We start from the raw sequence: 24,499 nt of genomic DNA, 5'->3' as shown, positions 1-24,499 counted from the left end.
TGTTCAGACGAAGGCCGCTTTCGCGTACGGCGGTTACCGGACCGAGTGATCAAGTTCGACGCACCATTCGACGCCGGACGTTAAAGATCAAGCTAGTGCATCGGCGCACGGCTGGGGGAGTCGACCACCGTCACCGGTACTCCTCCGGCCGCGCTGCCCAACAGTGTCAGCTTCACCTCGCCCGGGCCCGCCGGTGTGGTCCCGTCGGACAGCACCGCGAGGGCCAGTGTGTTGAGCCCCCGTGTGCGCAGCAGTCCGTTTGGCAGCACGAAGGTGTGTTGGGGGCCTACATCATTGATGTACTGGCCCATGTTCCAGCCGTTCAGGAAGATCTGGACGCGGTAGGCGCGGCCCGGGTCGTCGGTGAGCGTCAGCCCGATCGAGGCGTCCACGCTCGCGTCGACGGCGAGGCGGAAGTCGGTGCGGTACCAGGTGACGCCCTGGCGCCGCTCGTCGCGCGGGAAGTCGACGACCTCCCAGCCGCTGTCGGCGAACCCGGGCAGATGCCAGCCGTGCCGCTCCCCGTGCAGACCCCCGTTGTTGAGCGGCCCGCGTACCGGGTCCGGGGTCACCTCGCCCCGGATCCGCCAAGTGACAGCCGGAGACGCCCCTGTGAAGGTCACGGCCGTCAGCCCCCGGGCCACCTTGTGGGTGTCCTTCGCCGCCCCGTCCTCGTCGTGCTGCATACGACGCACGAGGACGGACAACACACGCGGTCCCGTCTTCTTGGGGACGGGGAACGTCGCCGTGGCCGACCAAGTCCCCTGCCGGACCGTCTTCTTGTCCGGCACCGGCATCCGATGCGTACCCAGCGGATTCCCGTCCAGCCACGCCATGAGCAGCCCCTGCGCGCCCGAGATGTAGGAGAAGGACACGGACCCCGCGTCTCCGGCGTCCGTGAAGTGCCCCCGGTACCAGACATCGCCGTAGTGGTAGCCGTAGTCGTCGGCGAACAGTACGGGCTGCCCGGCGGGTACGGGGGTGACGCTGTACGAGGACTTCTCGTTCGCGGCCTTCCAGCCGGAGTCGTCGTAGTCGGCGGCGGACTCCGGGTTCTCGGCGGACCGGCGCCAGTTGGTCAGGGCGGGGAGCGGGACGCCGGGTACCCCGGGCAGCTGCTGCTCGGCCCGGAGGCTGCCGGACTTGGTGGCCGACCTCGTCAATGTGCCCTGGTTCCAGACGACTTCACTCATTCCACGTGGCCCCCAGACCTCCAGGTCCGCCGCCTCGACCGTGTCCCCGGTGAGATGGACGGTGGCGCCGCGCAGGACGGCGGTGCGCAGGAGTGCCGGGCCGCGGACCAGTACCGGGCCGGACGGGGTGTCGTACCGCCACAGCCGTCCGGAGGTCTCGTCGTCGGCGAGCAACAGCAGGAGTGGCGTCGAGATGCCGCCGCCCTCCACCAGCACTCGGGTGAGCGAGTTCAGTCGGGCATCGATCCGCAGGACGCCGTCCGCGTACGTGTGCCCGGCGATGCCCTCCAGCACGGTGACCGTCGGCTCGCTCGCGCACTCCAGCGCGGTCTGCGTCGACTCGCCCGCCCGGCCGGTGAACACGGCGATGTCCTGGCGCCCGGCGGTGAGCCACAGCATCGGCTGGGCGGTGGAGTAGCGCAACTTCCGCCGCCCCAGGGCGATTCCGGTGGCGAGCAGCCGGGCGTCGAGGCCGGGGACCGGCACGGGGACGGTCGTTCCGGCGAGCGGGACGGAGGCGACGGACTCGGCGGAGGCGTCATTGCGCAGGATGTAGAAGTGCGCCTTCGTGTCCGGGTTGACGAGGTGGTACGCCTTGATCCCGGTGTCGCCGACCGTGATGTCCCCGGCGCGGTCCAGCTTCGCCAGGTCGGGCACGGAGTGCAGGAGCTGCCCGAGCTGGTGCATCGGGATCAGCTTCGCGGTGGGCTGCCGGGCCTCGTCGAGGGCGGCACCGTAGTCGTACGAGGTGTAGACGATCGGTGCGGGCAGCCATCCCCAGGATGTGCCGCCGAAGGTCATGTAGACGTTGTGGATCTTGATGCCGTTGGCGAGGTTGGTGAGGTAGAAGCGTCGCTCGTACGCCGCGTCGCGGGTTCGGCGCGACTCCGCGTACCCCTTGCCGTCGAACTCCGCGCCACCCCACGGATCGAACCAGCCGCCCCCGAACTCGGCGATGAGCCCAGGGGTTTCGGGACTCGCGGTCGAGCCGCCCTTGGTGCCGCCGATGCCGAAGTAGCCCCAGTCGGGCGGGGCCGCGAACGGCGACGGATAGCCGTCGAATCCGTACAGGTAACAGCCCTTCTCGCCGCCCGTGTCGAAGGTCCCCGGGGCCCAATACCCGTTCCTGCCCTTGTCGTTGTGGAAGAGCGGCACGTCGATGCCGTCCGCGCGGACCTTGGTGTACAGGTGGGTCATGTAGTCGCGGCCCAGGGGGCTGTTGACGTTGTTCGCGTACTCGTTCTCCAGCTGGTAGAGGACGATCGTGCCGCCGCCCTTGGTGTAGAGGTGCTTCGCGGCGATCCGGTCGACGGCGGTCAGCCACTCGTCGACGTACTTCAGATACGTCGGATCGGAGGTGCGGGCCGTGCCCTTGGTGACGGTCAGCCAGCCGGGGAAGCCGCCGGCGTCCACCTCGGCGTTGATGTACGGGCCCGGCCGCAGGATGACGTAGAGGCCGGTCTCGGCGGCCGTGCGCAGGAACAGGTCGAGGTCGCGGACGCCGGTGAAGTCGTACCTCCCCGGCGCGGGGGAGTGGTAGTTCCACGACACGTAGACGCTGATCGTGTTGTAACCGTGGGCGCGCAGCTTCTCCAGCACGTCCCGCCACAGCGAGGGGCTCGGCAGGCGGAAGGGGTGGACCTCGCCGGACCAGAGCACGAGGCGCTTGCCGTCGATCAGCATCGAGTAGCGGTCGAAGCCGATGGTGTGCGCCTTGCCGTCGGCCGCGGGCGGTCCGGGCGCGGGCCCGGTGGGAGCGACGGGTGCCTTTCCGGCGGCGCACGCCTCGTCGCTCCCGCTGCCGCTCAGCGAGAAGCCGAGCGCGGCGGTGCCGGCGAGTGCGCTGAAGGTGCGTCTGCTCAACACCATGCGGGGTCCTCCCGGGGACAGGGCGCGGGTGCGGCCATTGTCCACAGCGAAACCTCCCACGCTGGGCATATGAGAATCTCGTCGGCGTGGCGGCAGCGGCGGCTACCGGCTCGCGCGCGCCGCCGAGGCGATCACCGTCGCCGATGTCTTCCGTACGGTGGACGGCCCGATCGTCTCCGTACGCGGCGAACGGCCCACCCAGCCGGCGTACACCGGCCCCGCCGAACGCCTGCTCCCCCTCTGAGCCGCGGTCCGCGCCGACGTACGGAAGATCATCGAAGGCGTGTCGCTGGCGGACGTCGCGCAGGGAACGCTGCCGGGGCCTGTGCGGGAGCCGGCGGCGTGGAAGAACCCCTGGGCCCGCCGATCCCGCGGTGAACGATCCTCATCCCGCCCTCAGGCTGTCCTCAAGTTTCAGCACCTAGCGTCACCTCCCGTTCATCCCTACCGAAACCGGTAGGAAAGCCGGGCAACGACGGGACGGTCCCCCCATGCGCACGCTGATACTGCTCGCCCTCGCGGGCCTCGGCGCCCAGTTGGTGGACGGGAGCCTCGGCATGGCGTATGGCGTGACGTCGACCACGCTGCTGCTCGCCATGGGCACCAACCCGGCCGCCGCCTCGGCCACGGTGCATCTTGCGGAGATCGGCACCACGCTGATGTCCGGCGCCTCGCACTGGCGGTTCGGGAACGTGGACTGGAAGGTCGTCGCCAAGATCGGCGTGCCGGGCGCGGTCGGCTCCTTCCTGGGCGCGACGGTCCTCTCGAAGCTTTCGACGGAGGTCGCCGAGCCGGCCATGTCGCTGATCCTGGTCGCGCTCGGCCTGTACGTCGTGTCCCGCTTCACCTTCCGCGGCATGCCCAAGGGGCAATTGGGCAAGCCCCTGCGCAAGCGGTTCCTGGTCCCGCTCGGCCTGGTGGCCGGCTTTCTGGACGCGACCGGCGGAGGCGGCTGGGGCCCGGTCGGCACCCCGGCACTCCTGGCCAGCGGACGGATGGAGCCGCGCAAGGTGATCGGCTCGGTCGACACCAGCGAGTTCCTGGTCGCCGTGGCCGCCGGCCTCGGTTTCCTCCTCTCGCTCGGCTCCCAGGGCCTGAACTGGGGCTGGGTCCTCGCCCTCCTGCTCGGCGGCCTGGTCGCCGCGCCCGTCGCCGCCTGGCTGGTCCGCCTGGTCCCGCCGCGCGTGCTCGGGTCCGCGGTCGGCGGCATCATCATCGTCACCAACGTCCGTACGCTCCTGAAGAGCGACTGGGTCGGCGCGTCCGCGGGGCTCAGCACCCCGGTCTACGTCCTCCTGTACGCGCTGTGGGCCGCCGCCCTGACGTACTCGATCCGCGCCTACCGCAAGGAGAAGGCGGCGGATTCGGAGCCGACGGCCGAGGAGTGGCAGCCCGTGGCGGCATAGGGACTCGGCGTCTCAGGCGAGGCCGAGGAACCCGTCCAGGAGCGGCACGAGCAGCGAGGTCCGCCCCATCAGGGCCATGTGGGTCGTGGCGGGGAGGACGGCCAGCTGTGCCCGGGGGATGAGGCGGTGCATCTCGGCGGCGTGCTCGACGCGTACGAAGTCGGTGTCGCCGATGACGAGGAGGGTGGGGGAGGTGAGGGCGCGCAGGTCGTCCGCGGTCCAGGGAAGGGGAGCGTTGGCGGCGGTCGTGGTCTTGGCGAGGAGGGCCTGGAAGCGGTCCGGGTGCGGGGCGGTGCGCGCGTAGGCGTCGGCCATCTGCTGGAAGTCGTACTGACTGGGCAGGCGCGGGGAGGTGAAGTCGGGCGTGCGGACCTCTTCGTGGTACCCGTCCTGGGCGTACGGCGTGGCGGCGAGTACGAGGCGTCCGACGCGCTCGGGATGACGTACCGCGATCTCCAGCGCGGTCAGCCCGCCCAGACTGAATCCGAGGAAGTCGGCCTGCCGGATGCCGAGTTCGTCGAGCAGTGCCACGACGTCCGAGGCCAGGTTCTGCACCGTCATGTCGCGGTCGATGTCGGCGGTGTGGCCGTGGGCCTGGAGTTCGGGGGCGACGATCCGCCGGGTGCGAGCGAGGGTGGGCAGTACCGCGCCGAAGGCCAGGTCGATGGTGAGGACCCCACCGTGCAGCAGCACCAGCGGGCGGTCTGTCACGGGGCTGGGGCTGCCGTGCACCTCGTAGTACATCTCCAGGCCGTTGACCTTCGCGTAGGCGGTCTCGGGCGTCGGGGTCGGGCCTGCGGGGTTCACGTTCATCACGTCCGTCCTGGTGGGGGCAGTGTGCCGACACCAGTGAGACCGGCCGGGGGCCGGGAAATCATCGGTCGGGGCGGGGCGGCCCGCGTAGATGCGGCCGCCCCCTTCTCCGTGGGGGGAGGGTCTGTGGGTCAGCTCTGTTCGACGCCGAGTGTCAGGGTGCCCGTGTAGCCGGAGGAGGCCGAGCTGCCCAGGGCCGTGAGGGTGAGGAGGCCGGAGGCGGCGCCTCCGTCGTCGTAGATGGAGTCCTGGGCGAGGGTGGTGCGCGTGACGGTGTTGGTCGAGTACGGGGAGACCTTGGCGACGGCGGTCGTGACCGTCTCGGTGAAGAACAGCTGGCCCGTGTGGAGTTCCCGGCCGCCCGTGAACGAGCCGTCGGACGTCAGTGTGACCCCGGTGTGCACCTTGACGTGGATGTGCACGCAGCGGCCCCGGTACCAGCCGGGGTAGATCGTGGTGATGTTCGCGACGCCGCTGGAGTTCGTCAGCACGCCGCCGCGCAGGAAGGTGCCGTCGTCCGGTTCGGTGTGGCCGTTGTTGCCGACGAACCCGGAGTACTCGCCGAGCGCGTCGCAGTGCCAGATCTCGACGAGGGCGTTGCCGATCGGGGCGCAGGTGTCGTCGTCGACCACGGTGAGCGCCAGCTTGAGGGGCGCGCCCGCCTTGCCTTCGGTGATGTCGGAGCGGACGAGTTGTCCGTCGAGGTAGTAGGGGCCTTCGGTCATCTCCTTGGTGAGGGTGCAGACGGCCGCCGCGGCGGCGGGGCTCGCGTCCGCCGCGTCGGCTGTGGGGGCTTCAGGTACTGCGGCGCCCACGGCCAGTGCGGCGGCCGTGGCGCCCGTGGCGATCAGTACGGTGCGGCGCCCGATCGGGGCATCTGAAGTGTCTGTCATGGACACGGCACCGTAGAAGGGGATGCTGTTGATGAGCTGTCAGTTGGGCAAAGTGATGGAGCGTCAAGTTGCTTGTGAGACAAGAGCCAAGAGACAAGAGCCAAGAGACAAGAGCCAAGAGGGGAGAGGGGAGAGGGGAGAGGGGAGAGGGGGGTGGAGGAAGGGGGGTGGAGGAAGGGGGGTGGAGGTGGGCGCCTGTTGGGGCGTGACCGTCGGGCCGCCCGCTTCTTTGCCAGTGTCGTGCTTCCGCGACCCGAGTAAAGGGCGCTCCCTTCGGTCGCGTCGGCTGCGCCGATTCCGCTGCGCTCCACCCTTGACTCGGCCCGCTCCAGCACGGGGGAGAAGCGAGCGGGCGGCCGGGGGAGGAGTGGGGGGCCTGGGCAGGCGTGCCCTCGGGTGGGCTGCGTTCTGGGCCGGGGGTGCGGGCGCGATCGCGCCTCGTCGGCACGCCGGGTGGGTTTAGCGGCGATCGGTGAGTGGGGGGCGGCGGGCGCAGCAGCGAGGTGGCGGCACGCCGGGCCGGCTCAGCGGCTTGCGGCCGGTGGAGGTGGGGCGCGTCCGCACGCCGGGTGGGCTCAGCGGCCTGCGGTGAGTGGCCGGGGACGCGAGGGGTTGGGCGTCGGCACGCCGGGTGGGCTCGGCGACTTGCGGTGAGTTGGTGGGGTGGGCGCGGCAGCGGGGTAGCGGCGCGCGGGGTGGGTGTGGCGGCTTGCGGTGAGTGGGCGGGGGGCGCGCGTGGTCGGGTGGGGCACGCCGGGTGGCTTTGGCGGCGACCGGTGAGTGGGCGGGGGGCGCGCGTGGTCGGGTGGGGCACGCCGGGTGGCTTTGGCGGCGACCGGTGAGTGGGCGGGGGGCACGCGTGGTCGGGTGGGGCACGCCGGGTGGCTTTGGCGGCGACCGGTGAGTGCGTGGGTGCGCGTCAGCCGGGTCCGGGCCCAACGGGGGGCCTCAGGGATGTAATTGGCAGATTTGTGTCAGCGAGGGAGTCGAAACACCTGGTGGAAGGGGCCCGGCGTGACACAGATCTGCCAATCACCCAACCCATACCCCATACCCCATAGGCGTCGGCGGCCGTCGAAATCTTGGCCCGCCGATCCGCCTCACTCCCCCTCGCCGATCGCCGCCACGCGTCCCGCCGGTCGCCGCCACGCGTCCCGCGTGCCGCCGGGGTGCGTGGCGCGCTCCCACCCACCGGCAGCAAGCCGCTGAGCCGGCCCGGCGTGCCGCCACTTCGCTGCTGCGCCCCGCCTTCCACTCACCGCAAGCCGCTGAGCCGGCCCGGCGTGCCGCCACTTCGCTGCTGCGCCCCGCCTTCCACTCACCGCAGGCCGCTGAGCCGGCCCGGCGTGCCGCCACTTCGCTGCTGCGCCCCGCCTCCCACTCACCGCAAGGCGCCGAGCCGGCCCGGCGTGCCGCCACTTCGCTGCTGCGCCCCGCCTCCCACTCACCGCAAGCCGCTGAGCCGGCCCGGCGTGCCGCCACCTCGCTGCTGCGCCCGCCGCCCCCACTCACCGATCGCCGCTAAACCCACCCGGCGTGCCGACGAGGCGCGATCGCGCCCGCACCCCCGGCCCAGAACGCAGCCCACCCGAGGGCACGCCTGCCCAGGCCCCCCACTCCTCCCCCGGCCGCCCGCTCGCTTCTCCCCCGTGCTGGAGCGGCCCGGGTCAAGGGTGGCCCGGAGGGCCATCGCCGAAGGCGACGCGCAGCGCCCTTGATGCGGGCCGTGGAAGCACGACACTGGCAAAGAAGCGGGCGGCCCCGACGGTCACTTCATGACGTGCGTGACGAAGTCGGCCCAGGCCGAGGGAGAGAGGGTGAGCTGAGAGCCCTGCTTGTCCTTGGAGTCACGGACGTGGACTGCGGCGGGGCAGGCGGCTATTTCTACGCAGTCGAAGGGCGCCCCGCGGTGTGGCACTGAGAAAGGGCGCCCAAGCCTCGGCGGCGTACGTCGGCAACCGACGACAACGCTGCAGATGGGCGTGCCAGGACCCGCGTCTCCGACATGTCCGCCGGGACAGGTCCTAGCCCGCCTGGCCGTACAGCATCGCGCCCACGGCCGGCCAGCCGGTGGGCTGCTGCGGCTGGGGCTGTGGTTCCGGCTGGGTGCGGCCCCGGACCTGGGCGGCGGTCAGGCCTCCCTGGGCTCCCAGCGAGGCGGCGTTCGTCATTCCGGGCATGCCGGTCTGGGCGACGGGCTGAAGACCCGGGGCCTGGGCCGCGGCGGGCATCACCGGCGCGGGTGCCGAACCCGGGGCCAGGCCCGGCATCGGCCCGGGTGCCTGGGCCGCGGCCGGCGCCGGCCAGGCGGTGGGCTGCGGGGCGGCGGGCCCCGAAGTGGGGGACGGGAAGTTCGACACCGCCGCGGGCTGCTGCGGGTAGGGGATGTTGGCCGCGGCCGCCGGCTGCTGCGGGGCGGGGAAGTTCGAGACCTGCGCGGCGGGCAGGCTCGGCATCGGTCCGGGCTGTGCCGCCGCGGGCCCCGGCCACGCGTTCGCCTGCGCGGCCAGGCCCTGCATGCCTGCCCCGTTCGTGGCGCTGACCAGGCGGTCCACCGCCGCCGTACCCGAGCTGTAGCTGGTCCCTGTGCTCAGCTCGGGCACGGCGGCTCCCCTCCTGGTCCCGTAGAGCACCTGCTCCAGGCCGGACACCAGGCGACGCACGTCCACCTGGGGGCGCACCACGAGTCTCAGGAAGCGGCTGGACGAACCGATCTTGTTGCCGCACTCGCGGACCAGGATCCGGTGCTCGGTCAGCAGCCGGTCCCGGACAACGGTGCCTTCGGCGCCCACGGGGAGGCGCACGAAGAGGAAATTGCCTTGCGACGGGTAAACCGTAAGACCGGGTAGCTGGGAGAGCTGTTGGGCCATGTCGAGCCGGTCGCGGCGGACCATGTGCAGGCTCTGCATGTACTCCTGACCGTGTTCCTTGAGCATGAACACCACGGTCTCCGCGAAGGAGTTGAGGTTCCACTTGGGCAGCATGGAGCGGACCTTGCCGGCGAGGGCCGGGTTGGCGACGAGATAGCCGAAGCGGATGCCGTGCAGGCCGAAGTTCTTGCCGAGGCTGCGCAGCACGATGACGTTGGGCCGCATCACCGCGTCCTCGACCACGCTCGGTTCGGACTCGGCGTCGGCGAATTCCAGGAACGACTCGTCGATGACGATCAGGTCCAGGTCCGCCATCGCGTCCATGAACTGGATGACCGACTGGCGGGGGAGGAATCCGCCGTCGGGGTTGTTCGGGTTGCAGATCACGGCGACACGTGTGCCCCGGGCGCGGATGAACTCGGCGTACTTGGCGAGGTCGAGGGCGAATCCGGTGGACTCCTGGAGCGGGAACATGTCGACCCGCTTGCCGGTCTCCATCGGCTGGTCGGTCCAGCGGCCGAAGGTGGGGACGGGTATCGCGAGGGACTCCCGGACCAGCAAGTGATCGACCCAGGTGATGAGTTCGGTGGAACCGTTGCCCATCGCGACGCACTGCGGCGGAAGCCGGAGCAGCGAGCACAGCTCGGCGGTGATGGTGTCGGCGCTGCTGGGGTAGTAGGTGATGATCTCGCGCAGCCGGCTCGCCAGTTCGTCGAACATGGCGGGGGTCGGAAAGTACGGATTGCACGGGATGCAGAAGTCCACCGGACCGGCCCCGTCACCCTCTCGCGTCAGCGCGGCCATGGACGGGCTGTGCGCCGCAGTGCCGCGAAAGAGCGAGGTGACATTGCCGGCCATGGAACCTCCGTATAGGGCGGGCCCGCTGGGGAGGACGGGCCCTCCGTCTTTGGGTGGCCCGTGCGGGGGAGCACGGGCCGCCCTCTCATACGGATACGGAGGTGGCGCTGTTCAACTCGTGTGAATTCAGTGTGGGTTCGCTTCCCCTGGCAACCGGATACGCCGCGAAGCCGTCGAGGGCCTCAGGCGCTGAACGAGTGCACCGTCGTGCTGCGGTACGTCTCGCCCGGTCGCAGCACCGTCGAGGGGAACTTCGGCTGGTTCGGCGAGTCCGGAAAGTGCTGCGTCTCCAGGCACAGCGCGTCGCCCTGCCGGTAGATGTGGTCGCCGGTGCCGACGAGCGTGCCGTCGAGGAAGTTGCCGGAGTAGAACTGCAGGCCCGGCTGGTCGGTGGCGATCTTCAGGGTGCGGCCGGAGGACGGGTCGCGCAGCGTGGCGATGTGCTCGGGCTTCGCCGTGATGCCCTTGTCGAGCACCCAGTTGTGGTCGATGCCCTTGCCGTACAGCAGCTGCTGGTGGGCGACCCGGATGTCGGCGCCGACCGTCTTGGTGTGGCGGAAGTCGAAGGGTGTGCCCGCGACCTTGGCCAGCTCACCGGTGGGGATCAGGCCCGAGTCGACGGGCGTGTAGCGGGAGGCGGCGATCTTCAGCTCGTGGTCGTAGATCGAGCCGCTGCCCTCGCCCGCCAGGTTCCAGTAGACGTGGCTGGTGAGGTTGACGACGGTGGCCTTGTCGGTGGTGGCCTCGTAGTCGATGCGCCAGTCGCCGTGCCGGGTGAGGGTGTAGGTGACCTTCGTCTTGAGTGTGCCGGGGTAGCCCATCTCGCCGTCGACGCTGGTGTAGTGCAGCACGAGACCGACGTCGGAGCCGGAGGTGAAGCCCTCCACGTCCCAGACGTGCTTGTCGAAGCCCTGGGCACCGCCGTGCAGACTGTTCACGCCGTCGTTGACGGACAGCTGGTAGCTCTTGCCGTCGAGGGTGAACTGCCCCTTGGCGATGCGGTTGCCGTAGCGGCCGATCAGCGCGCCGAAGTACGGGGTCTTCGCGACGTAGTCCTCGATGTTGTCGAAGCCCAGGGAGACGTTCTTGTAGCGGCCGTGCCGGTCCGGGATCTCCAGGGACTGGACGACGCCGCCCCACGACAGGACCTTCAGGCGCGTGCCGCCGTTCTCCAACGACCAGCGGTAGACCTTCGTGCCGTCGGCGAGCTTGCCGAAGAGCTCCTTCACCGGCTTTCTGCCTCCCGTGGCGTGTGCCGTTCCCCCGAGCATGGTCGCGGCGATGCCCGCCGCCGCGGCTCCTGCGATGACCGTGCGTCTGTTCAGTTCCATTTGCGGCTCCCGTAAAAGGGTGGGGCCCCGCCTTCGCGGCGGGGCCCAGCTGACTTACGAACCGGACTTGCGCTTGTTCCACACGTCGAAGCCGACCGCCGCCAACAGGGCCAGACCCTTGATGACCTGCTGCCAGTCGGTGCCGACGCTGAGGAGGTTCATGCCGTTGTTCAGCACGCCGAGGACGAGGCCACCGATGATGGCGCCGAGGACGGTACCGACACCGCCGCTCATGGACGCGCCACCGATGAACGACGAGGCGATCGCCTCGAGCTCGAAGTTCAGGCCCGCCTTCGGCGAGGCCGCGTTGAGGCGGGCGGCGACCACCAGACCCGCCAGGGCCGCGAGCACGCCCATGTTCAGGAAGACGTAGAAGGTGACCTTCTTGTCCTTGACGCCGGACAGCTTCGCCGCCGGCAGGTTGCCGCCTATCGCGTAGATGTGGCGGCCGAAGACGGCGTTGCGCATGACGTAGCCGTAACCGACCACCAGGACGCCGAGGATGATCAGCACGATCGGCGCGCCCTTGTAGCTGGCGAGCAGCATGGTGACGACGAGGATCGCGGCGACGATGGCGACGAGCTTGAGCAGGAAGATGTTCTTCGGCAGCACATCCAGCGAGAACTCCTGCTGGCGCCCCCGGTCGCGGACCTCCTGCAGGACCGCGAAGACGATCAGGGCGAGGCCCAGCAGCAGCGTGATGTTGTGGTAGTTGGTGTTCGGGCCGACCGCCGGCAGGAAGCCGTTGCCCATCTTCTGCAGCCCGTCCGGGAACGGGCCGAGGGTCTGGCCCTTCAGCAGGATCTCGGTGAGGCCGCGGAAGAGCAGCATTCCGGCGAGGGTGACGATGAACGACGGTATTCCGAGATACGCGATCAGGAATCCCTGCAAGGAGCCCGCCACCGCGCCCACCAGCAGGCACAGGACCAGGGCGAGCGGCCACGCGATACTGTGCTGAACCGTCAGCACGGCCGCGAACGCGCCCACGAACGCGGTCAGTGAGCCGACCGACAGGTCGATGTGGCCCGCGATGATCACCAGCATCATGCCGATCGCGAGGACCAGGATGTAGCTGTTCTGCAGCACCAGGTTGGAGACGTTGCGCGGCAGCAGCAGGTCGCCGTCGGTCCAGACCGCGAAGAGGGCGACGATCAGGCCGAGGGCGATCAGCATGCCGTACTGCCGCATGTTGCGGCGCAGGCCGTCCAGCATCAGCTGCAGCAGGCCGCCACCGGTGGCCGAGCCCCCGCTCTTCCCGGGCGGCGCCGGGGCCGGGGTCTTGGCGGTTACATCCGTGCTCATCGGGATACCTCTTTGTCCTTCGTCATCTGGCGCATCAGCACTTCCTGCGTGGCCTCGGCCCGCGGGACCTCGCCCGTGAGCCGCCCGGCGGCCATGGTGTAGATGCGGTCGCACATGCCGAGCAGCTCGGGCAGCTCGGAGGAGATGAAGACGACCGCCTTGCCCTCGGCGGCCAGCTGGTCGATGACCGTGTAGATCTCGTACTTGGCGCCCACGTCGATGCCCCGGGTGGGCTCGTCCAGGATCAGCACCTCCGGACCCGCGAAGATCCACTTGCTGAGGACGACCTTCTGCTGGTTGCCGCCGGACAGCTTGCCCACCGGCTCGAAGACGGTCGGTGCCTTGATGTTCATGGACTTGCGGAAGCCCTCGGCGACCTGCCGCTCCCCGTGCTCGTCGACCACACCGCGCCTGGCCACCTTGCTCAGGGCGGTCAGCGAGATATTGCGGTTGATGGTGTCGATGAGGTTGAGGCCGTAGTGCTTGCGGTCCTCGGTGACGTACGCGATGCCGTGTCCGACCGCCTCGGCGACGGACTTCGTCCGGATCTCCGTGCCGTCCTTGAGGACCGTGCCGCCCGCGTACCGGCCGTAGGTGCGCCCGAAGACGCTCATCGCCAGCTCGGTGCGGCCGGCGCCCATGAGGCCCGCGATGCCGACGATCTCCCCGCGCCGCACGCTGATCGACACGTCGTCGACCACCTTGCGCTGCTGGTCGATCGGGTGGTGGACCGTCCAGTTGCGGATCTCCAGGGCCGGCGCCGCGCCCACCTCTCCCTCGTACGCGGTGCGCTCGGGGAAGCGGTGGTCGAGATCGCGGCCGACCATGCCGGAGATGATCCGGTCCTCGGTGGTCTCCGGCGCCTTCACGTCGAGGGTCTCGATGGACCGCCCGTCGCGCAGGATCGTCACCGAGTCGGCGACCCTGCGGATCTCGTTCAGCTTGTGGGAGATGATGATCGAGGTGATGCCCTGCTTCTTCAACTCCAGGATGAGATCGAGGAGTTTGCCGCTGTCCTCGTCGTTCAGAGCCGCGGTCGGCTCATCCAGGATGAGCAGCTTCACCTTCTTCGACAGCGCCTTCGCGATCTCCACGAGCTGCTGCTTGCCCACGCCGATGTCGGCGACCCGGGTCTCGGGGTGATCTTCCAGACCGACCCGGCGCAGCAGCTCGGTGGCGTGCCGCAGGGTCTCGTTCCAGTTGATGAGCCCGCCCTTGGCGTGCTCGTTGCCGAGGAAGATGTTCTCCGCGAGGGAGAGGAACGGCACCAGCGCCAGCTCCTGGTGGATGATGACGATGCCGTGGTGCTCGCTCGCCCGGATGTCCTTGAAGCTGCAGATCTCTCCCTCGAAGAGGATCTCACCCTCGTAACTGCCGTGCGGATGGACGCCGGAGAGCACCTTCATCAAGGTGGACTTCCCGGCGCCGTTCTCACCGCAGATGGCGTGGACCTCGCCCTGGCGGACGGTCAGTGTGACGTCCGACAGCGCCTTGACGCCGGGAAAGGTCTTGACGATCGAGCGCATTTCCAGGACGGGTCCCGCCATGGTCGTGCCTTCCAATCACTAGGAGCCGGCGGTTACTTGAGGTCGGACTCGGTGTAGTAGCCGCCGTCGATCAGCACCTGCTTGTAGTTGCTCTTGTCGACGCTCACCGGCTGCAGCAGGTAGGCGGGGACGACCTTGGCGCCGTTGTCGTAGGTCTTGGTGTCGTTGGTCTGCGGCTTCTTGCCGTTGAGGACGTCGTCGACCATGGTCGAGGCGACCTTGGCCAGCTCACGGGTGTCCTTGTAGACGGTCTGCGTCTGCTCGCCCGCGATGATCGACTTCACCGAGGCCAGCTCGGCGTCCTGACCGGTGACGACGGGCAGCGGCTTGCTCCCCGAGCCGTAGTCGTCCGACTTGAGCGCCGACAGGATGCCGATCGAGATGCCGTCGTACGGCGAGAGCACCGCGTTGACCTTCTTGCTCTGGTACGACTTGGTGAGGATGTCGTCCATGCGCTTCTGCGCGGTGGCGCCGTCCCATCGCAGGGTGGTGACCTGCGTGAGGCCGGTCTGGCCGGACTGGACGACCAGCTTCTTGCTGTCGATGTACGGCTGCAGGACGCTCATCGCGCCGTTGAAGAAGTACTTGGTGTTGTTGTCGTCGTTGGAGCCGGCGAACAACTCGATGTTGAAGGGGCCCTTGCCGCTCTTCAGGCCGAGCTTGTCGACGATGTAGTTGGCCTGCAGCTCGCCGACCTTGGTGTTGTCGAAGGACGCGTAGTAGTCGACGTTCTTGGTGCCGAGGATCAGCCGGTCGTAGGCGATGACCGGGATGTTGGCGTCGGCGGCCTGCTGGAGGACGTTGTTCAGCGACTTGTTGTCGATCGCGGCGACGATGATGGCCTTCACGCCCTGCGTGATCAGGTTCTCGATCTGCGAGACCTGCTGGTCGGGGTCGTCCTCGCCGTAGACCAGCTTGGTCTTGTAGCCCTTGGACTCCAGGTCCTTGACCACGTTCTTGCCGTCGGCGATCCACCGCTCGGAGGACTTGGTCGGCATCGCGATGCCGATGGTGCCGCCCTTGCTGCTGCCCTTCTCCTCCTTGCTGCCGCCCTCGCTGTTCTGGCCGCAGGCGGTGAGGGTCAGGGCGAGGGAGGCGGCTCCGGCAATGGCGGCGAGGGCTGCTCTGCGGTTGCGCATGGTCATCAGTCCTTGTTCGTCTCGTCGTTGAGAGGGGTCACAGCGGTGGGAAAGCGGTGGAGCAGGCCGGGCAGCCGGGAGCCGAGCGGCGCCATGTCGCCGTCCGCGCCGTGCCGGGCGAGCAGGTCGAGAGCGAGCCGGCCGCGCCGCACCCGCTCCCGGGCGGTGTCCAGGGTCAGGTCCCGCATATGGGTGCCGTACGGGTAGATCCCGGGCGCCTTGGACAGACCGAACTTCAGATAGAGCGGTGCGCCGCGCCGGATCAGCTCGGCGACCTCGTACATCCGCACGTACCCGCCGAGGTCGTCGGGGGCCTCGATGTACATGTCCATGGGGGCGGCGGAAACCCGCCGGATCTCGGTGAGGTGATCGAGCGTCAGATCACTCGGTACGTTGACCGAGTCGGCGCCGAGGTTCTCGTACACGGCGTACGAAGCCGGGTTGACCGGGCCGATCAGCGCCGAGACCTTCAGGGTCGTGTCGGCCGGGATGATCCCGGCGACACGGGCCCGGTGCAGCGTCCACAGCACGCCCTCGTCGGCGACGAGCAGGCATTTGACGCCCAACTCCGTTGCCCGGACGGCGTCTTCGACGCAGCCGGCGACCGCGTCGTGGCCCCGGGCGCGAAGTCCGGCACCGCGCGAGTCGGTGCGTACGGAGGCGCCGATGTCCCAGGTGCCGCGCGGCCCGGTGAACAGGCAGAGCTCGATGTCGCGCTCACCGGTGGCCTCGACCATCTCGGTGATCTCGGCGTCGGTCAGCATCCAGACACCGCTGCCCTGGCTGATCCGGTGGATGGGCACATCGAGCCGGGACGACTCCTTGAGGACCACGGCAACGGCCTCGGGGCCTTCGACGGACGGAACCTCGGTGCGCCAGCGGCCGCCTCCCGGGAAGGTGTGCGGCGAGGCATCGGCGGGGGAGAGGTCGGGCGCGCCCAGGCCGAGCGCGGCGAGCGCCTGCTCACCGGGTCGACGGGCTGCCGTAGGGGAGGCGTCGGTCACAAGCTGTCCTTCGCGTTCGATATTTCGGACGTGGTTCGTGTCGGTGGGCGTACGCCGGTACGGAGCGTCAGGTGTCTCCGTACCGGCGTACGGATCAGGGGTGTGGAAGAACCTCGCTCATGGACGGCTCATGGACGCAGCAGGACCTTTCCGACCTTGGGATCCCCGGACCCCACCAGCTCGATGGCCTGGGGGAACTCGGCGAGCGGCAGCTCGTGCGTGACCAGCGGCAAGGGGTTCAGCAGCCCCGCGCCGAACACCCGCACCGTGTGCGCCCAGGCCTCCGGCGGCGCCCCGAACACGGTGTGCACCTCCAGCTGCCGTACGACGAGATCGGTGGGGTCGAGTCCCTCGGCGCCCGGCGCCGGGATACCCGTCAGGACCAGGCGTCCGCCGCGCCTGAGCAGGGAGGCGGCGGTGCGCGCGGCGGACGCGGACCCGGCGGTCTCGATGACGACGTCGAAGTCGTCGGGGAGTTCCTTGTCCCTGGTACGGAAGTCGGTGGCGCCGAAGTCCCTGGAGAGCTTGTCGCGATCGGGCCGGGTGCCCACCACGAGCAGCTCGGCCGGGGAGCCCGCCTTCAGGAACTGCACGGCGAACATGCCGAGCGTCCCCGTGCCCACCACCGCGACCCGCTCACCAGGCCTGGCGTTGGCCTTGAGCGCGGCGGCCGCGATACAGGCGGCGGGCTCCAGCAGGGCGGCGGCCGTCAGGTCGGCGTCGTCCGGCAGGGCATGGAGCAGCCGGGCCGGGAGGGTGAGTGTGGTGGCCATCGCGCCCGGCTGGGTGAAGCCGGTCTCCTCGTACCCCGCCGTGCACAGCGTGGTCTCGCCCGCGTGGCAGCGGTCGCAGACCTGGCAGTTGCGGAAGCCCTCCCCGACGACCTTGCGGCCGACGAGGGACTCGGGCACTCCTGCGCCGACCCGCTCCACCGTCCCGGACCACTCGTGGCCGGGCGTGAGCGGGTAACGGACGTACCCGTCGGGCCGGTTGCCCTGATAGACCTCGCGGTCGCTGCCGCAGATGCCGACGGCGTGGACGCGGACGAGCGCCTCGCCGGCCTCCGGTTCCCGCGGCTCGTGGGCGGTCAGCCGGTGCTCGCCCGGTGCCTCGATGACGACCGCGGTGCTCACTGCGCCCCCTTCGGCTTGCGCTGCTCCCAGCCGTCCGCCCAGAGGTCGAACCGGGCCTGCTGCTGGGGGAACTCGGCCGCCGCGTCGACGTCCAGCTCGACGCCGAGACCGGGCTCGTGCGACAGCTGGAAGTAGCCGTCGACGACCTGCGGCGCGCCCTTCACGACCTTCTTGATCTCCGCGTCCGCGAAGTCGTTGAAGTGCTCCAGGATCTTGAAGTTCGGCGAGGTGAAGCCGACCTGGAGGGAGGCGGCGGTGAGCACGGGCCCGCCGACGTTGTGCGGGGCGACGAGCACGTAGTGCGCCTCGGCGGTGGCGGCCAGCTTCCGCGTCTCCCAGATGCCGCCGATGTGGCCGACGTCGGGCTGGATGATGTCGACGGTCTGAGCCTCGAACAGCTCGCGGAACTCGATGCGGTCGTGGATGCGCTCACCCGTGGCGACCGGGATGTCGACCTTGGCGGCGACCTTCTCCAGAGCCTTGAGGTTCTCCGGCGGAACCGGCTCCTCCAGCCAGGCGGGCTTGAAGGGCGCGAGCTCGCGGGCGAGCCGGATGGCGGTGGCCGGGGAGAAACGGCCGTGCATCTCGAGCATCAGCTCGGCCTCCGGCCCGATGGCGTCGCGCACGGCCTCGATGAGCGAGACCGCGTACAGGCTCTGCTCGTGGTCGAGCTCGAAGTGACCGGTCCCGAAGGGGTCGATCTTGAGGGCCTTGTACCCGCGAGCGACGACCTCCTGAGCGGCCTTGTGATAAGCCTCGGGAGTCCTCTCCGTGGTGTACCACCCATTGGCGTACGCCTTGACCTTGTCGGTGACCTTGCCGCCGAGCAGCTGCCACACCGGCACCCCGAGGGCCTTGCCCTTGATGTCCCAGCAGGCCATCTCGATGACGGCGATGCCGGACATCACGATCTCGCCGGCGCGACCGTAGTCGCCGTACTTCATACGTCGTACGAGGTCCTCGACAGCGAACGGGTCGGAGCCGAGAATGTGATTGGCCTCCGCCTCGCGCAGATAGCCGATCAGCGCGTCGGTGTGGCCCAGCATGCGGGTCTCGCCGACTCCGGTGATGCCCTCGTCGGTGTGCACCTGGACGTACGTCAGGTTGCGCCAGGGCGTCCCGACCACGTGTGTGCTGATTCCCGTGATGCGCACGGCAGTTGCCCCCTGTGCTCTTCGGCTCTGTTCGAAATTTCGTCACACGTTCGAAATGCTGGCGTGACAGTAAGGAGGTGGCCCCGGGGGTGTCAATGGGTCGAACGCATAACGGTTTCGACGTGATGGGATCGGGATGGCGGGGAATGCTCGGGGGTGTCTCAACTCGGCACGCCGGAACGGCCAGTTCCGCACACAACTTTCACACCTACGCCTATGAACGTTACCTGTGAGGAACTTAGTCTTCCCGCGTCATGGACTACTGCCACCCGTGCCGACGGCACCTCAACGGCGCCCTTGCCTGCCCGGGGTGCGGCACCCCGGTCGAAGAGCTCCGCGCGCACGCGCAGGAGGTCGACGCGCGCCCGGAAACAGGCGTGGACGCGGCCGACGCCGACGCGTACTACGACGAGGACGACGACGCGGACGACGACGCGGACGAGCGGCCCGGCCGGGCCGCTCGGCGGCGGGATCGGGGCCGGGGTCGCGGACGCGGGCGCGCCGCCGAAGCCCCTGGTGGCCCGGAAGGTCCGGATGCCCCCGGTGGGGCGAGCCGGCGTGATCGCAAGGCCGCGGCGCACCGTCGGCGGCGGCGCCGGACGTTGCTCATCGCGGCGGGGTTCGTGCTCGCCGCGGGTGGGCTGAGTCTCGCCGAACTCGGCATCGACGCGCCCGGGTTGAGCCCGAAGCCGGCGGCGGCCGGGGGCGAGTCGGCCGACGGTTCGACGTCCTCGGACGCCAAGGAGACGGCGCAGCCGCCGGGTGACACGTCGGGGGCGGACGGCACCTCGCCGACCGACTCGCCCGACGCCTCCGCGTCGCCCTCCGACTCCGGGTCCCCGTCCGCGTCCGCCTCCGCCAAGGACAAGAAGAAGGACGAGGAGTCGGCAACCGCCGGCACCACCCCGGGACGCGCGACCTCGGCCCCCACCCGTACCTCGGCCCCCGAAACGACCGCCCCCGCCACATCCGCCCCGACGACGTCCGTGCCGACCCCGGACCCTTCACCGTCGGAAACCTGCAACCGCTTCTTGTGGTGGTGCACGTAGGGGCGTTTTTCACCCCTGCCCCCAAAAGGGGCGCGGGGAACTGCGCAATCTTTTGGCGGGGGTCCGGGGGCGGCAGCCCCCAGGTACGGGGACGGGCAGGGGCGGCCGGGCGAGAAAACTAGGCCGTCAGCATCCGCCGCAGGAGATCCCGCAGCGCCAGCCGCTCCTCCTCGGACAGCCCCGCGAGGGGCTCCCGCGCGAAGTTGAGTGAGTCGCGCAGTCCGCGGGCGACCTTCCGGCCCTCGGCCGTCGCCGCGGCGAGCTTGACGCGGCGGTCCGCCGGGTCCGGGCGGCGCTCCGCCAGCCCCCGCGCCTCCAGCCGGTCCACGATCCCCGTGACATTGGACGGCTCGCACTTCAGCTGCTGCGCCAGCCGCCGCATCGGCAGCGGCTCGAGCGCCAGCAGGCTCAGCAGCCGCGCCTGCGCACCGGTCAGCGCGTGCTCGGCCGCCGCGTCCTCGTACTCCTCGTGGTAGCGGGCCACGACCGTGCCGATCAGTTCGACGACCTCCACGGTCAGGGGGTCGATTCGGGGTGTCTTCTGGGTGGCCATGGGCTCCAGGTTACCCGGTTACTTGACATCATGAAATATTCAGGCGCATTGTTGTTTCAGGTGCTGAAGTATTGGCCCCGCAGTGCCGCATGCAGGAACCCGCAGGAAATCCCAGGAATCCGCAGGAACAGGAAAGGCGCACCCTCATGACCGACACCCCCCAGCTTCCCGCCGTCAGCCGCGAATGGCACCTGGTCAGCCGCCCGGTCGGCTGGCCCAAGCCGGAGGACTTCGCCCTGGCCGAGGCCGAGGTCCGGCAGCCGGGGGAGGGCGAGGTCCTGGTGCGGAACAAGTACGTGTCCGTGGACCCGTACATGCGCGGCCGCATGAGCGCCGCCAAGTCGTACGCCGCCCCCTATGAGCTGGGCAAGGCCATGCAGGGCGGCGCGGTCGGTGAGGTCGTCGCCTCCAATGCCGAGGGGATCGAGGCCGGCGACCACGTCCTGCACTTCCTCGGCTGGCGCGAGTACGCCGTCGTCGACGCCAAGCAGGCCGTCAAGGTGGACCCGGAGGCCGCGCCGCTGTCGACGTACCTCGGCGTCCTCGGGATGACCGGGCTCACCGCCTATGCGGGCCTCCTGCGCATCGCCTCCTTCAAGGAGGGCGACTCCGTCTTCGTGTCCGGCGCCGCCGGTGCCGTCGGCAGCCAGGTCGGGCAGATCGCCAAGCTCAAGGGCGCCTCGCGCGTCATCGGCTCCGCCGGCTCCGACGAGAAGGTCAAGCTGCTCATCGAGGAGTACGGCTTCGACGCCGCCTTCAACTACAAGAACGGCCCGGTCGGCGAGCAGCTGCGGGAGGCCGCCCCCGACGGCGTCGACGTCTACTTCGACAACGTGGGCGGTGACCACCTGGAGGCCGCCGTCGGCTCCCTCAACCGGGACGGCCGCATCGCCGTCTGCGGCATGATCTCCGTCTACAACACCACCGAGCCGGTCCCCGGCCCGGCGAACCTGGCCCGGCTGATCCAGACCCGCGGCCGCATCCAGGGCTTCCTCGTCGGCGACCACTACGACCTGCAGCCGCAGTTCGTCCAGGAGGTCGGCGGCTGGGTCCGCTCCGGCGAGCTCAAGTACAGCGAGACGGTCGTCGAGGGCATCGAGAACAACCTGGAGGCGTTCTTCGGCGTCCTGCGCGGCGACAACGTCGGAAAGATGATCGTCAAGCTCTGAGCCCACGGCGATCCCGAGAGGGCCTGTCGCTGCAGTTCCGGCATACGGTAACTTCTTTCCGAAGTCGTCGCGATCGTGGGCGCGAGTCGCGGCGGACCAAGGAGGAACGCACCGTATGTCCATCCAGCAGTCGGATGTCCTGTACACCGCCGTCGCCACCGCCGAGGACGGTCGCGACGGCCGGGTCGCCACCGACGACGGCAAGCTCGACGTCGTCGTGAACCCGCCCAAGGAGATGGGCGGCAGCGGCGCGGGCACCAACCCGGAGCAGCTCTTCGCCGCCGGGTACAGCGCCTGCTTCCAGGGCGCCCTCGGTGTCGTCGCCCGCCAGGAGAACGCCGACATCTCCGGCTCGACCGTCACCGCGAAGGTCGGCATAGGCAAGAACGAGGACGGGTTCGGCATCATCGTCGAGATCTCCGCCGACATCCCGAACGTCGATGCCGCCACCGCCCGCGCTCTCGTCGAGAAGGCCCACCAGGTGTGCCCGTACTCGAAGGCGACTCGCGGCAACATCACCGTGACGCTTGCCTGACGGCACTCGTTGCTCACGGCGGAGGCCGCACCCTAGGACGTGGGGTGCGGCCTCTGTCGTACCACCAGGATCAGGACACCGTCAGCAGTGCCCTCCCCACCTGTGGGAATTCCCCCTTCGGATGGTCACGGAAGAGCGGCTCGGTGCCGAACAGCACCGCGTGCGGACCACTGACCACCGACGCCCGGCCTCCCGCCGCCGTGGGCCCGCCGGTGCCGTCGTCCAGCGGCCGCCAGTGCCCGGAGACGAGCGGATCGCCCGTCGCGTACGACTGCTCGACGCGGACCCCGGGCCCGAGATCGGTGAACCAGACGGGGGCGTAGACGAAGCTGTGATCGGGAGCGCCCGCCGTGACAGGGCCGCCCGAATTCACCACTCTCACCACGCCGTTGGCGTCCCCGTTGCCCTCGACCGGCTGCACGGCGAGCAGTCCGGCGGCGGCGTTGAGCGCGGCGCCCGTGGCTCCGCGGCCGACGAGGCCGTGGGTGCCCAGGAAGGCGTCCAGGGCCGTCCGCGCCGACGCGGTCAGGGCCGAGTGGTCCAGTCCCGACGACACGAACAGCACATCAGCCGAGGACCAGTCGAAGCCCGCGTTGAGGATCGCCGTCGACACCGGGACCACGTCGAAGTTCATCTCGCGGAGGGCGAAGAGCTCACCGGCGGTGACGGCGGCGGCGACGCGGGTGGGGCGCAGGAGGGTGCCGCCGCTCGTCCTCGTCGCGTCGAAGACCACGTCGTACGCGCGGGCGAGGGCCTCGGCCTTCGTGCGGGCCGTCGACGGCACGAGCGCACTGCCGTCGGCGGTGCGGTGTACGGAAACACCCTGCCGGAGCAGGGAGTTGAGCGCCGCGATCTCCTGCGGGGAGTCGAGACGCAGCCGGAGGTCGCCGCGCGGAGCGACGTATCCGACGTGCGCGGCGGCGCCGACCGCGCGCAGCGGGACGGCGGACGTACTTCCGCTCCGCACCCGCTCGACCGTCGCGCCCCACAGGCGGCCCAGGCTCCAGCCCGAGATGTCGTACATCGTCGACACCTTGTCACTGATGTCCCGGCCGTCCGCCAGCATCACGTTGGCGAGACCGCGTTTGGGCTGGTGCAGGTCGACGAGGTACGAGCCCTTGGCGTACGACCGTCCCGCGAGCCGGAAGTCACGGGTCGCGCGGGTGACGCGTACGTCATTGGCGAGGAGGTGGTCGACGAGGCGGGCGGCGGCCGTGGCGGAGCGCTGTGTGGGGCCGGCCGGAATGACGTACGCGCGCGGGAAGTCGGTCGTGTAGACGTCCTCGGGGCCGATGCCCGGGACGCCCGGGACCGTCTCGGCGGAGACCGGCACCTGGGCGGCGCCCGTCGCGCCGCGCCGGAAGACCTCGATCTGGTCGGCGATCAGGGAAGTCCGGTGGGACTGGGCGAAGTCGAGGGTCGCGCGCATGGCCGCGCCCGCGACGTCGACGTTGATGGCCGAGCGGCGCCTGAGCTCGTCCACCGGCAGGGTGTCGTACGCCGAGTTGTTCACCGTCAGCGGGATCTCGACGGTGTGCGCGGCGACCGTGCCGTGGAACGCCGCGTACTGGGGTGTGAAGATCGGCGGCCAGTCGTCCCAGCCCTCCTGCTGGTCGCGGAAGGGGATCTGGGCCGGCTCCACGCCGTCCTTGGCGGGGGTGTAGCCGAGGCCGTTGACGGCGGCCTCCATGCCGAGGGCGTTGGCGTAGGTGTTCTTGAGGAAGAGGTCGTACTCGTAGTTCTCGCCGTGCGGCGGGGTGGTGGGCTCGATGAGGGTGCCGTTGACGTAGCCGTGCAGGTCGAGCATGACGGCCGGCTGCTTGTCGATCTCGATCTGCCGCATCGCGCGCGCCTCGGGCTGCGAGGCGGTGATGAGGTCGCGGTTCAGGTCGAAGCCGCCTGCGTTGGTGCGGGTGCCCGCGATACGGCCGTCGGGGTTCGCGGTGATGTTGAAGTAGAGACGGTTGTGGGCGAGGAGATCGGTGGTCTTCGCGTCGTGCGCGGTCGCGAGCCGCTGGATCAGCTCGAGGGCGGCGTCCGTGCCCTCCCACTCGTTGCCGTGGATGTTGTTGTTGAAGAAGACGGGCGTTTTGTAGGTCTTCTTGACGGCCGGGTCCTTGGCGGCCACCTGGGGCGCGTTCTCGATGAGTTCGCGCATACGTTCCTGGGCGCGGGTTTCGCGGGCGCTCTCCGGGGCGGTGACGGTGACGAGGTAGAGCCGGTGACCGCCGGCCGAGCGGCCCGCGACCTCGACGCTCACGCGGTCGCCGAGCTGCTGCAGGGCGTTCAGTTTCGGGGCGATGCCGTGGTACGGGGTGAGGCCGAGCTTGATGGACTTGTCGGCGGGGTTCTCCGGGTCCGGGGTGAGGACCTGCTCGCGGGGATAGCCGCCGGTGCTCGCGCTCGCCGAGAGGTCGGTGACGGGGGCCGTGAGGGCGTTGCGGGCGGCGCTCGCGGGGGCCCCGGCGGCGCCGTTCGCCGGGGCGGATCCCTCGCGGACCGGCGGTTTGCGGTCCGCGGTGGCGCTGGGCGGGGTGAACAGGAGCGAGCCGGCCGCGGTGGCGGTGACGGTGGCGATCAGGACGGGTCTGCGAAGAAGCGTCGGAAGGGGCTTCGGTGGGCGCACGCGTCGTACCTCCTGAGGCGGGGGTTCCTGTGAGCGGTACGGCGAGGTGTACCTG

Annotated in this window: 18 protein-coding genes and 1 pseudogene; 5 read left to right on the top strand and 14 right to left on the bottom strand. The window is 69.9% G+C overall.

Going from position 1 to position 24,499, the window contains the following annotated elements; all coding sequences use genetic code 11:
- Positions 1-92 precede the first annotated feature (92 nt).
- On the bottom strand, positions 93-3,062 hold the full coding sequence (locus ACZ4RZ_RS43870; protein WP_467753158.1) for a beta-galactosidase: 2,970 nt from the start codon (positions 3,060-3,062) through the stop codon (positions 93-95).
- Positions 3,063-3,144: 82 nt separating this feature from the next.
- Here ACZ4RZ_RS43870 and ACZ4RZ_RS43865 point away from each other — a divergent pair.
- Positions 3,145-3,417 (top strand): annotated as a pseudogene (locus ACZ4RZ_RS43865) (RrF2 family transcriptional regulator); the annotation flags it as partial.
- 136 nt (positions 3,418-3,553) lie between these two features.
- Positions 3,554-4,468: a sulfite exporter TauE/SafE family protein gene (locus ACZ4RZ_RS43860; protein ID WP_467753157.1), complete on the top strand. Its 915-nt coding sequence runs from the start codon at positions 3,554-3,556 to the stop codon at positions 4,466-4,468.
- 12 nt (positions 4,469-4,480) lie between these two features.
- Here ACZ4RZ_RS43860 and ACZ4RZ_RS43855 read toward each other — a convergent pair whose 3' ends face one another.
- The 11 genes from ACZ4RZ_RS43855 to ACZ4RZ_RS43805 form a co-directional block, all read right to left on the bottom strand.
- Positions 4,481-5,281, bottom strand: a complete 801-nt coding sequence (locus ACZ4RZ_RS43855) for an alpha/beta fold hydrolase (RefSeq protein ID WP_467753156.1) — start codon at positions 5,279-5,281, stop codon at positions 4,481-4,483.
- 131 nt (positions 5,282-5,412) lie between these two features.
- A complete protein-coding gene (locus tag ACZ4RZ_RS43850; RefSeq protein ID WP_467753155.1) occupies positions 5,413-6,174 on the bottom strand; it encodes an intradiol ring-cleavage dioxygenase in 762 nt (253 codons plus the stop codon).
- A 1,768-nt stretch (positions 6,175-7,942) separates the two neighbouring features.
- Positions 7,943-8,092: a DUF397 domain-containing protein gene (locus tag ACZ4RZ_RS43845; protein ID WP_467753154.1), complete on the bottom strand. Its 150-nt coding sequence runs from the start codon at positions 8,090-8,092 to the stop codon at positions 7,943-7,945.
- A gap of 106 nt (positions 8,093-8,198) precedes the next feature.
- Positions 8,199-9,902, bottom strand: a complete 1,704-nt coding sequence (locus tag ACZ4RZ_RS43840; RefSeq protein WP_467753153.1) for a pyridoxal phosphate-dependent aminotransferase — start codon at positions 9,900-9,902, stop codon at positions 8,199-8,201.
- Positions 9,903-10,084: 182 nt separating this feature from the next.
- Positions 10,085-11,233 (bottom strand): aldose epimerase family protein, encoded by a 1,149-nt coding sequence (locus tag ACZ4RZ_RS43835; RefSeq protein ID WP_467753152.1) that lies wholly within the window; start codon positions 11,231-11,233, stop codon positions 10,085-10,087.
- 54 nt (positions 11,234-11,287) lie between these two features.
- The gene (gene mmsB / locus ACZ4RZ_RS43830) at positions 11,288-12,535 is read right to left on the bottom strand and encodes a multiple monosaccharide ABC transporter permease (protein WP_467753151.1); all 1,248 of its coding nucleotides are present in this window, start codon (positions 12,533-12,535) and stop codon (positions 11,288-11,290) included.
- On the bottom strand, positions 12,532-14,082 hold the full coding sequence (gene mmsA, locus ACZ4RZ_RS43825; RefSeq protein ID WP_467753150.1) for a multiple monosaccharide ABC transporter ATP-binding protein: 1,551 nt from the start codon (positions 14,080-14,082) through the stop codon (positions 12,532-12,534). The genes mmsB and mmsA overlap by 4 nt, the downstream gene beginning before the upstream one ends.
- 32 nt (positions 14,083-14,114) lie before the next feature.
- Positions 14,115-15,221, bottom strand: a complete 1,107-nt coding sequence (chvE, locus tag ACZ4RZ_RS43820; protein ID WP_467753149.1) for a multiple monosaccharide ABC transporter substrate-binding protein — start codon at positions 15,219-15,221, stop codon at positions 14,115-14,117.
- Between the two features lie 5 nt (positions 15,222-15,226).
- Positions 15,227-16,225, bottom strand: coding sequence for a hypothetical protein (locus tag ACZ4RZ_RS43815; protein WP_467753148.1), 999 nt, complete (start codon positions 16,223-16,225; stop codon positions 15,227-15,229).
- 128 nt (positions 16,226-16,353) lie between these two features.
- Positions 16,354-17,358 (bottom strand): zinc-dependent alcohol dehydrogenase, encoded by a 1,005-nt coding sequence (locus tag ACZ4RZ_RS43810; protein ID WP_467753147.1) that lies wholly within the window; start codon positions 17,356-17,358, stop codon positions 16,354-16,356.
- Complete coding sequence (locus ACZ4RZ_RS43805) at positions 17,355-18,512, bottom strand: mandelate racemase/muconate lactonizing enzyme family protein (protein ID WP_467753146.1); 1,158 nt, start codon at positions 18,510-18,512, stop codon at positions 17,355-17,357. Before ACZ4RZ_RS43805 ends, ACZ4RZ_RS43810 begins: the two co-directional genes overlap by 4 nt.
- A gap of 254 nt (positions 18,513-18,766) precedes the next feature.
- Between ACZ4RZ_RS43805 and ACZ4RZ_RS43800 the strand changes: the two genes are divergently transcribed.
- Positions 18,767-19,561: an SCO2400 family protein gene (locus ACZ4RZ_RS43800; protein WP_467753145.1), complete on the top strand. Its 795-nt coding sequence runs from the start codon at positions 18,767-18,769 to the stop codon at positions 19,559-19,561.
- 118 nt (positions 19,562-19,679) lie between these two features.
- Here the strand turns inward: ACZ4RZ_RS43800 and ACZ4RZ_RS43795 are convergent, their stop codons facing one another.
- Complete coding sequence (locus ACZ4RZ_RS43795) at positions 19,680-20,114, bottom strand: MarR family winged helix-turn-helix transcriptional regulator (protein WP_467753144.1); 435 nt, start codon at positions 20,112-20,114, stop codon at positions 19,680-19,682.
- Between the two features lie 146 nt (positions 20,115-20,260).
- Between ACZ4RZ_RS43795 and ACZ4RZ_RS43790 the strand changes: the two genes are divergently transcribed.
- Together ACZ4RZ_RS43790 and ACZ4RZ_RS43785 are read left to right on the top strand one after the other, a co-directional pair.
- A complete protein-coding gene (locus ACZ4RZ_RS43790; protein WP_467753143.1) occupies positions 20,261-21,283 on the top strand; it encodes an NADP-dependent oxidoreductase in 1,023 nt (340 codons plus the stop codon).
- Positions 21,284-21,398: 115 nt separating this feature from the next.
- The gene (locus tag ACZ4RZ_RS43785; RefSeq protein ID WP_467753142.1) at positions 21,399-21,818 is read left to right on the top strand and encodes an organic hydroperoxide resistance protein; all 420 of its coding nucleotides are present in this window, start codon (positions 21,399-21,401) and stop codon (positions 21,816-21,818) included.
- Positions 21,819-21,888: 70 nt separating this feature from the next.
- Here the strand turns inward: ACZ4RZ_RS43785 and ACZ4RZ_RS43780 are convergent, their stop codons facing one another.
- Entirely contained in the window at positions 21,889-24,444 is a 2,556-nt protein-coding gene (locus ACZ4RZ_RS43780; protein ID WP_467753141.1) for a M14 family zinc carboxypeptidase, read from the bottom strand.
- Positions 24,445-24,499 lie beyond the last annotated feature (55 nt).

The sequence above is a fragment of the Streptomyces sp. NPDC027189 genome (assembly GCF_055566975.1).
The sequence above is the reverse complement of the archived record's forward strand: the minus strand, read 5'-3'. Positions and strand labels throughout refer to the sequence as shown.